This is a genomic window from Ensifer sp. Root278, assembly GCF_001429285.1.
Taxonomy (GTDB): domain Bacteria; phylum Pseudomonadota; class Alphaproteobacteria; order Rhizobiales; family Rhizobiaceae; genus Ensifer.
This window is the reverse complement of the sequence record NZ_LMJJ01000005.1, coordinates 40,122-52,682: the sequence shown is the minus strand read 5'-3', so window position 1 is coordinate 52,682 and position 12,561 is coordinate 40,122. Positions and strand designations below refer to the sequence as shown.

The 12,561-nt window shown below is 62.9% G+C and carries 13 protein-coding genes; 4 read left to right on the top strand and 9 right to left on the bottom strand.

Annotated features, from left to right (window positions below):
- Positions 1–69: 69 nt before the first annotated feature.
- The gene (locus ASE60_RS06945; protein WP_057249017.1) at positions 70–1,320 is read right to left on the bottom strand and encodes a sarcosine oxidase subunit beta family protein; all 1,251 of its coding nucleotides are present in this window, start codon (positions 1,318–1,320) and stop codon (positions 70–72) included.
- Between the two features lie 231 nt (positions 1,321–1,551).
- Here ASE60_RS06945 and cysQ point away from each other — a divergent pair, with 231 nt between their 5' ends.
- Positions 1,552–2,328, top strand: coding sequence for a 3'(2'),5'-bisphosphate nucleotidase CysQ (cysQ, locus tag ASE60_RS06940; protein ID WP_057249016.1), 777 nt, complete (start codon positions 1,552–1,554; stop codon positions 2,326–2,328).
- Positions 2,329–2,347: 19 nt separating this feature from the next.
- Here the strand turns inward: cysQ and ASE60_RS06935 are convergent, their stop codons facing one another.
- A complete protein-coding gene (locus ASE60_RS06935) occupies positions 2,348–2,722 on the bottom strand; it encodes a response regulator (protein ID WP_057249015.1) in 375 nt (124 codons plus the stop codon).
- 223 nt (positions 2,723–2,945) lie between these two features.
- Between ASE60_RS06935 and ASE60_RS06930 the strand changes: the two genes are divergently transcribed.
- On the top strand, positions 2,946–3,458 hold the full coding sequence (locus ASE60_RS06930; RefSeq protein WP_057249014.1) for a DNA starvation/stationary phase protection protein: 513 nt from the start codon (positions 2,946–2,948) through the stop codon (positions 3,456–3,458).
- 78 nt (positions 3,459–3,536) lie between these two features.
- Here ASE60_RS06930 and ASE60_RS06925 read toward each other — a convergent pair whose 3' ends face one another.
- A complete protein-coding gene (locus ASE60_RS06925; RefSeq protein ID WP_057249124.1) occupies positions 3,537–4,292 on the bottom strand; it encodes a Crp/Fnr family transcriptional regulator in 756 nt (251 codons plus the stop codon).
- 188 nt (positions 4,293–4,480) lie between these two features.
- Between ASE60_RS06925 and ASE60_RS06920 the strand changes: the two genes are divergently transcribed.
- Positions 4,481–5,338: an SDR family NAD(P)-dependent oxidoreductase gene (locus ASE60_RS06920; protein WP_057249013.1), complete on the top strand. Its 858-nt coding sequence runs from the start codon at positions 4,481–4,483 to the stop codon at positions 5,336–5,338.
- A gap of 92 nt (positions 5,339–5,430) precedes the next feature.
- Positions 5,431–6,987 carry a VOC family protein gene (locus ASE60_RS06915; RefSeq protein ID WP_057249012.1) on the top strand — a complete coding sequence of 519 codons (1,557 nt, stop codon included), beginning with the start codon at positions 5,431–5,433 and terminating at the stop codon, positions 6,985–6,987.
- Positions 6,988–7,131: 144 nt separating this feature from the next.
- Here the strand turns inward: ASE60_RS06915 and ASE60_RS06910 are convergent, their stop codons facing one another.
- The 6 genes from ASE60_RS06910 to ASE60_RS06885 all read right to left on the bottom strand — a co-directional run bounded on the left by ASE60_RS06910 (position 7,132) and on the right by ASE60_RS06885 (position 12,513).
- Positions 7,132–7,695, bottom strand: a complete 564-nt coding sequence (locus ASE60_RS06910; protein WP_057249011.1) for an NADPH-dependent FMN reductase — start codon at positions 7,693–7,695, stop codon at positions 7,132–7,134.
- 222 nt (positions 7,696–7,917) lie between these two features.
- Complete coding sequence (locus tag ASE60_RS06905; protein WP_057249010.1) at positions 7,918–8,871, bottom strand: ring-cleaving dioxygenase; 954 nt, start codon at positions 8,869–8,871, stop codon at positions 7,918–7,920.
- A gap of 180 nt (positions 8,872–9,051) precedes the next feature.
- On the bottom strand, positions 9,052–9,831 hold the full coding sequence (locus tag ASE60_RS06900; protein WP_057249009.1) for a carbon-nitrogen hydrolase family protein: 780 nt from the start codon (positions 9,829–9,831) through the stop codon (positions 9,052–9,054).
- Positions 9,828–10,628, bottom strand: a complete 801-nt coding sequence (locus tag ASE60_RS06895; protein ID WP_057249008.1) for an ABC transporter permease — start codon at positions 10,626–10,628, stop codon at positions 9,828–9,830. The genes ASE60_RS06900 and ASE60_RS06895 overlap by 4 nt, the downstream gene beginning before the upstream one ends.
- Positions 10,625–11,479, bottom strand: coding sequence for an ABC transporter permease (locus tag ASE60_RS06890; protein ID WP_057249007.1), 855 nt, complete (start codon positions 11,477–11,479; stop codon positions 10,625–10,627). Before ASE60_RS06890 ends, ASE60_RS06895 begins: the two co-directional genes overlap by 4 nt.
- Positions 11,476–12,513 carry an ABC transporter ATP-binding protein gene (locus ASE60_RS06885; RefSeq protein ID WP_057249006.1) on the bottom strand — a complete coding sequence of 346 codons (1,038 nt, stop codon included), beginning with the start codon at positions 12,511–12,513 and terminating at the stop codon, positions 11,476–11,478. Before ASE60_RS06885 ends, ASE60_RS06890 begins: the two co-directional genes overlap by 4 nt.
- Between the last annotated feature and the right edge of the window lie 48 nt (positions 12,514–12,561).

Below are 12,561 nucleotides of genomic sequence, written 5' to 3'. Positions count from 1 at the left end.
CTTCCGTATCCTGAAGCCGACCTCGGCCCCCGTTCATTCCGTACTGCCGGGCGGGCCGGCAAAGTGCTGTCAGTGAAGGTTGGGCTGTGGGCCGGCGCCGGCCTCGTCAACGGCATAGCCGCGCGCGAAGCGATCGAGCCTGAGGGCGCGCGCCACCGGATGGGTATCGTTCCTGGCGATCAGATGAGCGAAGCAATAACCGGAGGCCGGCGTCGCCTTGAAGCCGCCGTAGCACCAGCCGCAGTTCAGGTAGAGATTGTCGATCGAGGTGCGGTCGATGATGGGCGAACCGTCCATGCTCATGTCCATGACCCCGCCCCAGGCGCGCAGCACCCGAACGCGTGACAGGCCGGGGATCATCGTCACCCCCTCCTCCATCACATGCTCGGCGGTCGCAAGATTGCCGCGCTGAGCATAGGAGGAGTAGCCGTCGATCTCGGCGCCGAAGACGAGGCCGCCCTTGTCCGACTGCGAGATGTAGAAGTGGCCGCCGCCATAGACGATCACGTGGTCGATGCAGGGCTTCAGCCCCTCGGTCACGAAGGCCTGAAGTACATGGCTTTCGAGCGGCAGCTTGAGGTCCGCCATCTCGCCGACGCGCGAGGAATTGCCGGCCGCAGCCAGCGCCAGCTTGCCGCAGCCGATGAAGCCCTTGGTCGTTTCGACCCCGGTGACGACGCCGTTTTCGCGGCGGATGCCGGTCACTTCGCAATGCTCGATGATGTCGACGCCATGCCGGTCGGCACCGCGGGCATAGCCCCAGGCGACCGCATCGTGTCTCGCCGTGCCGGCGCGCCGCTGCAACAGGCCGCCAAGGATCGGATAACGGGCGTGGTCGTAATTGAGAAAGGGGATCATCTTCTTCAATTGTTCACGCTCGATGAGCTCGGCCGCCACGCCTTCCATCCACATCGCGTTTCCGCGCCTGATATAGGCGTCGCGCTGGGCGTCGCTGTGATAGAGCATGATGACGCCGCGTTGCGACAGCATCACATTGTAGTTGAGATCCTGCTCCAGCCCTTCCCAGAGCTTCATCGAAAACTCGTAGAAGGGTTCGTTGCCGGGCAGCATGTAGTTGGAGCGCACGATCGTCGTGTTGCGCCCGACATTGCCCGAGCCGAGATAGCCCTTCTCCAGCACCGCGACGTTCTTCACGCCGAATTCCTTGGCGAGGTAGTAAGCGGTCGAAAGACCGTGCCCGCCGCCGCCGACGATGATCACGTCGTAATGCGGTTTGGGCTGGGGCTGGCGCCATTGCGGCTTCCAATTCAGGTTTCCGGAAAGGGCGTTCCTGACGAGCGAGAAGGCGGAATAACGCATGAAGGCATCCAGGTGAGTTGCGTCGGCACATTTGCACAGCCGTGAGGCGGAAGCCAAGACGCAAGCCTGGCGCAGGTGCAAAAAACCGTTCGCTGGCTCATCGTGCACTTCGCTGCGCAGCGGAGTGGATCGATGTTCGTCTCCAATCGAATGCGCCTACCGCCAAAAGCACGGGTACCATCCTGTTCCCGATATGCTATGGGCTTGGTGATGGACGGAAAGTAAGGGCGAATGCTGGAGATACTGCAACAATCGGCGATATCAGCGGGTCGGGCCATTCTCGACATCTACAACGCAGGCCCGGCGGTCACCTACAAGGCGGACTTTTCGCCGGTCACCGACGCCGATGCCTGCGCCGAGCGCATCATCCTGGCGGACCTCGCCCGCGCCTTCCCGGACGTGCCTGTGGTCGCCGAAGAGGCTGTCGCCGCAGGCTTCGTGCCTGACATCGCCGGCAAATCCTTCTTCCTTGTCGATCCACTCGACGGCACGAAGGAATTCATCGGCCGGCACGACGACTTTACCGTCAATATCGCGTTGATCGAGAACGGCGCGCCCGTGGCCGGCGTCGTTTACGCACCGGCGCTCGGCATCCTCTATGCGGCGAACCACGGCAAGGCAGTGAAGGCGGTCATCGACCAGACCTTTCACCTCGACCATGAAACGATCATTGGCTGCCGCAGTTGCGGCGATCGCATGGTGGGTCTAGCCAGCCGTTCGCACAACAGCGCCGAGACGATCGCCTACCTCGCCGAGCACGGCATAGCCGACTACAGAGCGGTCGGATCGTCCCTCAAGTTCTGCCTTCTCGCAGAGGGGCTCGCTGACGTCTATCCGCGCTTCAGCCGCACGATGGAATGGGACACAGCCGCGGGCGATGCCATCCTCCGGGCGGCTGGCGGCGAAACGCTGACGATGGACGGTGCGCCGCTCACCTACGGCAAGCGCAACCAGAAGAACGACAGCGACTTCGCCAACCCCTGGTTCGTTTCGCGCGGCAAGCCGTAAGGACCCCGCCGGGAACCCATCACTCTTGCCGAATTCCGGCGGCGATCAGCTGGCCGAGCGTCCTCTCGTTGAACGGCTTGTCTATCCGCGGGACGTCCCGCAGATGCCCTGGGAAAAGCTCCATGTCGCTGTAGCCGCTGGTGAACCCAAACGGCATGCCGCGTGCAAGCATCGCATCGGCAACGCCGAAGCTCGTATGGTTATCGAGACGGACGTCGAGGATTGCAAAGTCAAAGCTCTGTCGAGACAGGATCTCCATCGCCTGGTCCGCGTTCGCCGCGATCGTCACCTCGGCAATACCGAGCGACGTCAGGATTTCTTCGGCATCCGATGCAATGAGGAAATTGTCTTCGAGAACAAGAACGGTCCGGACATGCGGAGGAACTTCGTCCATCCAGCTTACTCCACCTTGTGCGCGTACCGACAGGGCATTCGCGCCGATAAGAGCAAGCTATAGGCGCCTCGAGGCGGCCCGGCATTTAAATAAGACATGTAGCGCCGATTGGGGCCAAGCGCGGAACAACCGACCGGTACCGACGTTCAACACCGGTACGCGGATCACGATCGCAAGCGATCGCTGTTTCGCGGCTTTCTCAAGATAGAACGGGAGCAGGAGAATGAAGCAGACAGCCTCCGTGCTTAAACCGAAGGTCAAGGACGAAGAATTCGACATCGGCCTGACCAGGGCCTACCGTCAGGAGATGGCAGCGGCACTGTCCGACATCCTTGCCGATACCTACAAGCTGGTGATCAAGAGCCACATCTACCATTGGAATGTGGTCGGCCCATTGTTCAAGCCGCTGCACGAATTGACGGAAGAGCACTACAACACGCTCTTTCAGGCGACTGACGTGATTGCCGAGCGGATACGTGCACTGGGTCACCTCGCCCCAGCCAAACTCACCGAGGCGGCGGCATTTGCCCCGAGCGGCGGCTCCGTCAACCACGCGAGCGCGGCCGACATGGTGGCCGACCTGATTGCCGATCACGAGGCGGCCGTGCGCCGCATGCGCGACGCCGGCACCACGGCGGACGAGAACGACGACCTTGTCACCACGGACATGCTGACCGATCGCCTCAACTTCCACGAAAAGGCGCTTTGGATGCTGCGCGCGATCGTCGCAGCCTGATCCTATCGGGGTCCGGCATCGATGCGGCGACGTTCGCCGCATCGGAAAGGAAAGGATACGGCGCCCTTCAACGGCATTTCAGATGAAGGGCCGCTTGGGTTCATTCAACCCTTCCCAGCCCGAAATCGCAAGCAATCCATCGATATCGCGGACATTGCAGCCCTTGTCCGCCCAGCGGATCAGGTCGCGCTCGGCAAGCTTCTTCAACGTCTTGTTGGTATGGACGATCGAAAGACCCAGCGTATCGGCCACATGCTGCTGCGTGACCGGAATGGCGACGCGACTGCTGCTGAAAAGGTCGAGTGCCTTTGCACGCTGGTAGAGAAAGGCAAGCAGGTAGGCGGCCCGTTCCAGCGCCGAGCGGCGACCGATGCTCAGGAGGTTCTCATCCAGAATGCGCTCCTCGCGCGCCGCGATCCAGGTGAGGTCATAGGCGAGTTCGGGATAGTTGGCGAACAGGCGGTTCAGCTTGCCGCGCTCGAAAACGCAAAGGGTCACCGGCGACAGCGCTTCAATCGAATGCTGCATCTCCCCCATCAGGCTGCCCTGCAGGCCGATCAGATCACCCGGCATCACATAATTCAGGATCTGGCGGCGTCCGTCATCGAGCATCTTGTAGCGAAAGCCCCAGCCGGAAAGCACCGTGAAGAGGTGGGCGCTGTGCGCGCCTTCAACGAGGATGGTTGCGCCGCCATCGACTGCGAGTTCACCGGTCTTGAATTGCGACACGAAGGCGAGTTCTTCATTTGTGAAGGCGCGAAAATGGTCGAGCTTCCGCAATGGACAGCTTTCGCAAGGTGTGCGTTTTTCGTTTCGAGTTGCAGTTCCGTTCATCGTTCCATCCGCGAAAATGCCTTCGGCCACGCGTTCAATGCAAAACTGCAAGTAGCGCCGGAGCTGCCCGGGACAAGGGACGGCCTTGAAAACACATGGTTTTCAGGAGCCTCTTGCCGAGACGCCAATGGACAGGCCGTCCTTGGTGCCCTATCTCTTGCACGCGATCCCGCCACAGGAGTTCCGTCATGTCGCACCCCGCCTTCGCCCCCAACAATGTTGCCGTCATCACCGGTGCCGCCTCCGGCATTGGATTGGCAGCATCGCGCCATTTCGCCTCGCTCGGCCTGCGCGTCGTGCTCGCCGATCTCGCAGGCGAGAGATTGGACAAAGCAGTCGCCGAGGTCGCTGCCGTCACGCCGGCGGGTGCACAGCATGTCGTTGCGATCCCGACTGATGTCTCGCGGCTCGAAGATCTGGAAGCGCTCGAACGCGAGACGCGTCGACGGTTCGGAGAGGTGCACGTGCTGATGAACAATGCCGGTATCCAGCCCGGCAGCGCCATGCTCGGTGCGTTGGCAGCCTGGGAGGCGACGATCGGCGTCAATCTCTGGGGTGTCATCAATGGTGCCCGCACCTTCGCGCCGGGCATGGTTGCCCATGGCAAGGCGGCGGTCATCATCAACACCGGCTCGAAGCAGGGCATCACCACGCCGCCGGGCGACCCGGCCTACAATGTCTCGAAGGCGGGTGTGAAGGTCTTCACCGAAGCGCTGGAACACGAGTTGCGCAACACCGCCGGCAGCCAGGTTCATGCTCATCTCCTGATCCCCGGCTTCGTCTATACGTCGCTGACGGCCCATGGCCGCACCGAGAAGCCCGCCGGCGCCTGGACGGCCGAGCAGACCGTCGACTTCATGATGGAAAGCCTCGCCTGCGGCGATTTCTATATCCTCTGCCCCGACAACGACGTCCCCCGCGCCACCGACGAGCGACGCATTCTCTGGGCTGCCGGCGACATCGTCGAGAACCGGCCGCCGCTGTCGCGCTGGCATCCGAAGTACGCGGAAGCGTTCAAGGCGTTCCTCGAAAAGGACAGCGACTGATCCTCGGACGTAAACACAGCGTTCGCCGCAGCGCTTCTGGTGCCGGCGCCGCGCTTCGTGTTTTGTGAGCAGAGACCAATGAGGAATCAAGAATGACGAGCGGCATCCACCACATCACCCTGATTGCCCGGAAGGTCCAGGCGAACGTCGATTTCTATGTGGGCTTCCTGGGTTTGCGCCTCGTCAAGCGGACAGGCGGCTACGAAGACGCTAACCAGCTGCACCTCTTTTATGGTGACGCCGAGGGCTCGCCCGGATCGCTCGTCACCTTCCTGATGTGGGAGGACGGCGGTCGCGGCCGGGTGGGGCACAGCCAGCCGAGCGAAATCGCCTTCGCCATCCGGCCGGAGAGCATCGGTTTCTGGCTGACCCGGGCGCTGCAATTCAACATCGCCACCTCAGGGCCGTCGCAGGAGTTCGGCGAACCGGTGCTGCGCCTCAAAGATCCGGACGGCGTCATCGTCAAGCTCGTCGGCACCGAGGCGGTTTCGGCCACGGCTCCCTGGAGCACGCGCGATATCCCGGAAGAAGATGCGATCCGACGCCTGCGCGGCGCCACGATCCTTACCGAGAAGCCGGCAGAATCCGTTCGCTTCCTGAAAACGCATTTCGGTTACAGTGAAACGGCCTCCAACGACACGATCCGTCGCCTCACCTCCGCCTCCGGCGACGTCATCGACGTGCGCGACGCAACTGGCTTCTGGACGTCTGCTCCTGGAACCGGGACGATCGACCACGTTGCTTTCCGCGCGCCGGATCGGGCTGCCGTGGAACAAGTGGGGGTCGACCTGCGACGCGATGACGCCGGCGCCATCAACGCGCATGACCGCAAATACTTCTATTCGCTCTACGTGCGCGAGCCCGGCGGCTCGCTCTACGAACTGGCAAGCGACGTGCCCGGCTTCACCGTCGACGAATCCGAGGAAACGCTCGGCACCGAACTCTTTGTCCCCACGCATTTCGGCGCCGCCAGGGAAGAATTGCTGCTCGCCATGCCGCAGTTCGCACTGCCGGGAGAACCGCGCCTGACGCAAAGGGATCTGCCCTTCGTGCACCGTTTCTACCATCCGGAGAAACTGAACGACCGCACCTTCATGCTGCTTCACGGCAGCGGTGCCGACGAGACACAGCTTCTGCATCTGGCCCATCAGGTCGACCGCGAAGCGACACTCGTCGGCATTCGTGGCCGGGCGAACGAAGAAGGTTTGCCGCGCTGGTTCCGCCGCTATTCACCGACGACCTTCGACCAGAAGGACGTGCGCGCGGAGGCCGATGCCTTCGCTGCCTTCGTCGAGGGAGCCGAAGACGGCTACCGCATCGATCTCGAGAAGACCGTCTTCATCGGCTACTCCAACGGCGCCAACCTGCTGGTCGCGCTGATGCTCCTGCATCCGGGACTGATCCGCAACGTCGTGCTGATGCGCTCGATGCTCGTGCTCGACGATGTGCCGCCTCCTGATCTCTCGGGCACGAACATCCTGCTGCTGACGGGCCAGCACGACAGCTACGGAGAATTCGCGCCTCGCCTGAAGGCGGAGCTGTCACGCACCGGCGCGGATCTGACGACGACAGAACTCGACATGGGGCACGAGATCGGCGCACCTGATATTGCTGCAATCCAGCAATGGCTGGAGGAGAAGGGGCTGTAAGTCCCCCCGCCCCGCCTCCGACTGTCCGGCACCCCCTCTGGTCGGGCTTCACCCGAGCATCCATTGCCAAGCCGGTGCCGCATCGTGGATCCTCGGTCGAACCCGAGGATGACGAGAGCGTCGCGTTAGGACGATGTCAGCCGCCTACGCTTCTTTTTCCGCCCTGGCAAAATCCGCGAACGCCTTGACGAAGGCTGCCAGTCGGTCGCGGGCAGCCGCATCCGTCAGCGTCCCCTCGTCGTCGAAAAGCGTGTCCGCTTTGGGCAACATCAGCCGCTTGCCCGACCAGAGCTCGGCACCGAGCGTGCGCATGACGGGCAGCCACGCGTTCTGACTCAGAATGGTGCCGAAATTGCCGGGCGAGGCGCCGGCGAGCGCGAAAGGTCGGTTGCGAAACACCTTGGCGATATCGGCCGATGGCCGGCTCAACCAGTCGATCGCGTTCTTGAACACGCCCGGAATGGAGTTGTTGTATTCAGGCGTGAACAGGATGACGCCATCGGCGGCCATCACCTGCTGCTTCAGAACCGTCACAGCCGGCGGAATACCGCTCTCTTTTTCGATATCGCCATCATAGAGCGGAATACCGTGCAGTGTCGCGGTGTCGAATTTGACGTCATCCGGCAGATTTTCCGCGGCCGCCCGCATCAGGCCCGTGTTGAACGACGCTTTGCGCAGGCTCCCGGATATGCCGAGGATTTTCGTCATGAGATCTGATCCTTCCTACTCTACAGGTCCTTGCGGGCGCGCCTCGATAAAGGGATGGCGGGATGCGGGCGGAAAGCCGCACATGTTTTCCTCACCCCGCTCCGATGCAGAACGCAACAGCCGTCATGATGGGTCCGTGCGCGGCCGATGTCCAACAGCACCAGAGGGATAGAGACAAAAAAGCCGGGGACGAATCCCCGGCTTGTCGTTCGGACCAGACTGTTAGACCAGCGGCTTCAGCCGTGCCTCGATCTGGGCGCGCTTCGGCTCCAGGAACGGCGGCAGCGACAGGCTCTCGCCGAGCGTTTCCATCGGCTCGTCGACGGCGAAGCCGGGACCATCGGTCGCGATCTCGAAGAGAACGCCATTCGGCTCGCGGAAATAGAGCGAGCGGAAATAGAAGCGTTCGACCTCGCCGCTCGACGGCAGGCGGAAGCCATTGAGACGTTCGGTCCATTCCGTCAGCGCCGCATTGTCGGGCGCCCGGAAGGCGACGTGATGCACCGCACCGGCCCCCTGCCGGGCAATCGGCAGACCCGGCTGGACCGCGACATGCAGTTCCGCCGCTGGTCCCCCTTCGCCCATCGTGAAGACATGGACTTCGCCTTCACCATCCGGCGACGGATAGGTGCGCGCCGCGCTCATGTTCATCACATGGGTCAGGACCAGTTCTGTGTTGGTGATGTCGGGCACGCTGATCGTGATCGGGCCGAGGCCCTTGATCTGGTGCTCGGCCGCAACCGGGCTCTTTTCCCAAGGATGCGAGGGCTGAAGTCCGCCGTCGTCGATCAGCCGGAAGCGCTGGCCTTCGCCGTCCTCGAAATCAAGCGACAGGCGTCCGTCGATTTCGGAGACTTCGCCGACCGCTACCTTCAGCTCGTCGAAACGACGCTTCCACCAGCGTACGCTCTCGGCGCTGCCGACCCTCAGGCCCGTGCGCGAAATGCTGTGCGTGCCGCGGCCCTGGGGCCCGACCGGCCAATCGAAGAAGGTCAGGTCGGTTCCGGGCGTGGCACGGCCGTCAGCGTAGAAAAGGTGATAGGCGGTGGTATCGTCCTGATTGACGGTCTTCTTGACCAGCCGCAGACCAAGCGTCTCGGTATAGAAGCGCAGGTTCTCCGGCGCGTTCGCGGTGATCGCCGTCAGGTGATGGATCCCAGTCAGTTGCAAGCTCATGATTGCCTCCAAAGCGTGGCATTTCTGTTGAGCACCATATGGGATGTCGGATCGTTTCCGACAGTGGATCAATAAAGAACGGAACGTTCCCTCACGGTGAACAATCACCCCCGCATCGTCGCTGAAAAAGCACCTAGTTCATGGTTGCCACCAGCGAGATCGGGCGCAACCCGCACACCCTCAACGCCGATTGAGATCGCCGAGATAGGTGTTTTCAAGGCGGGAGATTGCATAGGCCCGCGGGTCGATCTCGACCAGCAGCATGGTTTCCTGCCCCGGGCCCGCCTTGGCAAGCACCTGTCCGTCGGGTGCCGCAATGCGCGACAGGCCGGCAAAGGAAAACAGCGGGTCCGAGCCGTGATGATTGATGTAGGCGACGAAGACCTGGTTCTCGAAGGCGCGCGTCTGGATCATGTGCTCGGCGATGAAGTCGCCGGACCAGCCGGCCGGCAGCGCCGTCGGCACCAGAACCGCTTCGGCACCGGCCAGCGCCAGTCGCCGGACGTTCTCCGGAAACTCGACGTCGTAGCAGATCAGCATGCCGCAGGTGACGCCACGGTGCACGAAGAGCCGGGTCGACGGTTCCGGCGCCCGGAAGATCGCGCGCTCGTAATCGCCGTAGAGATGGGACTTGCGGTAGATGACCGGTGTTGCCTCGCCGCAGACGTAGACGGCGCTGTTGTAGACGTCGTTGCCGTCGCGCTCGGCAAAGCCGGCGATGATCGCAATGCCGGTCTCCGCCGATATCGCCTTGAGACGCTGAACGATCGCACCGTCTGCGGGCTCGGCGAGCGCCGTCAGCGCCTCACCGGCGCCATAACCGGTGACGCCGAGCTCCGGCGTCAGCAACAGCGTCGCGCCTTCGGCCGCAGCATCCTTGGCGGCGCGCGCGATGCGGTCGAGATTGGCGACGACGTCACCCGCCGCCGACTGCATCTGGAGAGCGGCGAGCTTCATCATTTTCCATCCGACGACATGGCACCGAGCAGCTTCGGCAGGTCGCCGAAGCGGGCGACGAGACCGAAGATCACCGCAGCCGTCGTGACGAAGAGAACCGTCACCGAAGCCATGGTCGGCGTGTAGCCGTAGCGAAGCGCGTTGAAGATCTTGATCGGCAGCGTTTCCACGGTAAAGCCGACCGTCATGTAGGCAACGATGTATTCGTTGAGCGACAGCACGAAGGCGAAAGCATAGCCGGAGACGATATAGGGCAGGATCAGCGGCAGCACGACGGTGCGGAAGATCGTGCGCTCGTCGGCCCCCATGGTCGAGGCTGCCTCGACCAGCGAACGGTCGATCGAGGTAAAGCCGAGAGAAAGGGTCACCAGCGGCAGCGTCACGAAGAAGATCGCGTGGCTGACCACGGCCGTCCAGGGTTGGCCATAAAAGCCGACCGTTGCCCAGAAGGTGAGCATGCCGAGCGCGGTAATGACCGGCGGCAGCGTGAAGGGGGCGACGCCGAGAAGCTGGAAGATGTTCGCCCAGGGCGCGATACGCCGCCACAGAAACCAGGAGAGCGGGAGCGCGATCGCAACCGCAAGCGCTGCCGAAAGCACCGCCAGCGTCACCGAGGCAAAAAGGGCGTTCCGCCATTCCGGATTGAGGAAGATCTCGCCGTACCAGGAGAGCGAAAAGCCCTGGGGTGGAAAGGCGAGCGTCTGCTTCTGATTGACCGAGACGCCGGCAACGACGATCAGCGGCAACGACAGGAACAGGCCAATCAGGAAGAAATAGGCCTTGCGGAAGATCGAGGTCATGCCGCTTCTCCCTTGCGTCCGGCAATCACGGTGAGTGCCACGAGCCCGAGCGTCACCAGCACGAGGAAAACGGCCATGGCGGCGGCGAACGGCATGTTCGACTGGTAGATCGCCTGGTCGGTGATCAGCACCGACAACGTCCAGTGCTGCGGCCGGCCGAGAAGCTGCGGCAACAGATAGGAGCCCAGCGCGAAGATGAAGACCATGATCAAGGTGGCTGTGATGGTGTTGCGAAGAGCCGGCACGACCACCGTGAAGAAGGCTTTCAGCGGCGAGGCGCCGAGCGTGCGCGCCGCTTCCGTCAGGGTCGGATCGAGGCGCACGAGCGCCGGGAAAAGCACCAGCACCGTATAGGGGAAGGCCTGGTAGACCATGCCGGTCAGCACCGCGCCGAAGCTCGGCGTCAATGCCTTGGCCTCGGCCATGATGCCGAGCGCGACCAGGATATTGGTGATGCCGGCGGTGCGCGAAAACAGCGTCGACCAGGCAAAGCCGATGATGACTTCCGACAGCGACAGGATCGAGAGAAGCGCCACCAGCCAGACGACCTGCACCTTCCGCGCCATGCGCGTCAGCATGTAGGTGAAGGGCAAGGCGAGCACGACGCAGCAGATCGCCACGATGATGGCGAGCATCAGCGAGAAGCCGAGCACGCCGCCGAAGAAGACCGAGAGGAAGCGGGCGTAATTGTCGAAGACGAACGCCGGCGTATAGAAGCCGCCCTGCTGGCGCTGGAAGAAGCTGACGGCGATCATCGTGCCGAAGGGCACGACGAAGAAGATCGTGAGCATCGCCGCAGGAAAGAGAAGCGGCAGGTAGTCACCAAGGGTCTGGGGCGGTTCGCGTCTCATTTCTTCAGCACCACGCAGACATCGGGGGTGAGCGCGATGCCGACCTCCTGGCCGACGGTGACCTCCGGTCGCTCACGCGGGGTGGAGACGGCGACGATCTGGTGTCCGGCAACATCGACGAAGGTTTCGATCGTGCCGCCGAGATCACGCACGAAGGTGACCTTGCCAGTGAGCGCGCCGGCGCTAGGGGCAGTCAGGTGCACGTCTTCCGGGCGCACCGACAGGGTGCCCTTGGCGGCACCGGCCGGCAATTCAAGGCCGGGGATCGCCTGGCCGAGAACGACGGCGCGGCCAGAGCTGTCGCCCGCAACATCGAGCAGGTTCGTCTGGCCGATGAAGTCGGCGACGAAGCTGTCGGCCGGACGGCGGTAGATCTCGATCGGCGACGCGGCCTGGCGGATTTCGCCACCGCTCATGACGACGACGGTGTCGGCCATGGTCATTGCTTCGCGCTGGTCGTGGGTGACGACGATGGTGGTGATGCCGAGCTTCTGCTGAAGCTGGCGAAGTTCCACCTGCATCGCCTCGCGCAGTTTGGCGTCGAGCGCCGAAAGCGGCTCGTCGAGCAGGAACAGTTTCGGCGAGATCGACAGCGCCCGGGCGATCGCCACGCGCTGGCGCTGGCCGCCGGAGAGCTTGGCGACCGGCCGGTCGGCGTAACCCGTCAGATGGATCATCGCCAGCAGTTCGTCGACCCGCTTCTTCTGGTCTTCCTTTGCCGCACCGCGGATGCGCAAGGGATAGGCGATGTTTTCGCCGACGGTCAGATGCGGGAACAGCGCCAGCGACTGGAACACCATGCCGAGATTGCGCTTGTGCGTCGGAACCTGGGTGATGTCCTCGCCGTCGAGCCGGATCGCCCCGCCGGTCGGCAGGTCGAGACCGGCGATCATCCTGAGGAGTGTGGTCTTGCCGCAGCCGGAAGGTCCGAGCATGCAGACGAAGGTGCCGTGCGGCACCGTCAGGTCGACATTGTTGACGGCCCTGAAGGTTCCGAATTCCTTGACGACGTTTTGAAGGGCAAGTCCGGACATTGTTTCTCCGCGAGGATGGTCCCCTCCACCTCATGGGAGGGTTTCGGG

Coding starts and splice junctions, on each gene's coding strand:
- ASE60_RS06945 (WP_057249017.1), bottom strand. CDS start 1,320: ATGCGTTATTCCGCCTTCTCGCTCGTCAGGAACGCCCTTTCCGGAAAC.
- cysQ (WP_057249016.1), top strand. CDS start 1,552: ATGCTGGAGATACTGCAACAATCGGCGATATCAGCGGGTCGGGCCATT.
- ASE60_RS06935 (WP_057249015.1), bottom strand. CDS start 2,722: ATGGACGAAGTTCCTCCGCATGTCCGGACCGTTCTTGTTCTCGAAGAC.
- ASE60_RS06930 (WP_057249014.1), top strand. CDS start 2,946: ATGAAGCAGACAGCCTCCGTGCTTAAACCGAAGGTCAAGGACGAAGAA.
- ASE60_RS06925 (WP_057249124.1), bottom strand. CDS start 4,292: ATGAACGGAACTGCAACTCGAAACGAAAAACGCACACCTTGCGAAAGC.
- ASE60_RS06920 (WP_057249013.1), top strand. CDS start 4,481: ATGTCGCACCCCGCCTTCGCCCCCAACAATGTTGCCGTCATCACCGGT.
- ASE60_RS06915 (WP_057249012.1), top strand. CDS start 5,431: ATGACGAGCGGCATCCACCACATCACCCTGATTGCCCGGAAGGTCCAG.
- ASE60_RS06910 (WP_057249011.1), bottom strand. CDS start 7,695: ATGACGAAAATCCTCGGCATATCCGGGAGCCTGCGCAAAGCGTCGTTC.
- ASE60_RS06905 (WP_057249010.1), bottom strand. CDS start 8,871: ATGAGCTTGCAACTGACTGGGATCCATCACCTGACGGCGATCACCGCG.
- ASE60_RS06900 (WP_057249009.1), bottom strand. CDS start 9,831: ATGATGAAGCTCGCCGCTCTCCAGATGCAGTCGGCGGCGGGTGACGTC.
- ASE60_RS06895 (WP_057249008.1), bottom strand. CDS start 10,628: ATGACCTCGATCTTCCGCAAGGCCTATTTCTTCCTGATTGGCCTGTTC.
- ASE60_RS06890 (WP_057249007.1), bottom strand. CDS start 11,479: ATGAGACGCGAACCGCCCCAGACCCTTGGTGACTACCTGCCGCTTCTC.
- ASE60_RS06885 (WP_057249006.1), bottom strand. CDS start 12,513: ATGTCCGGACTTGCCCTTCAAAACGTCGTCAAGGAATTCGGAACCTTC.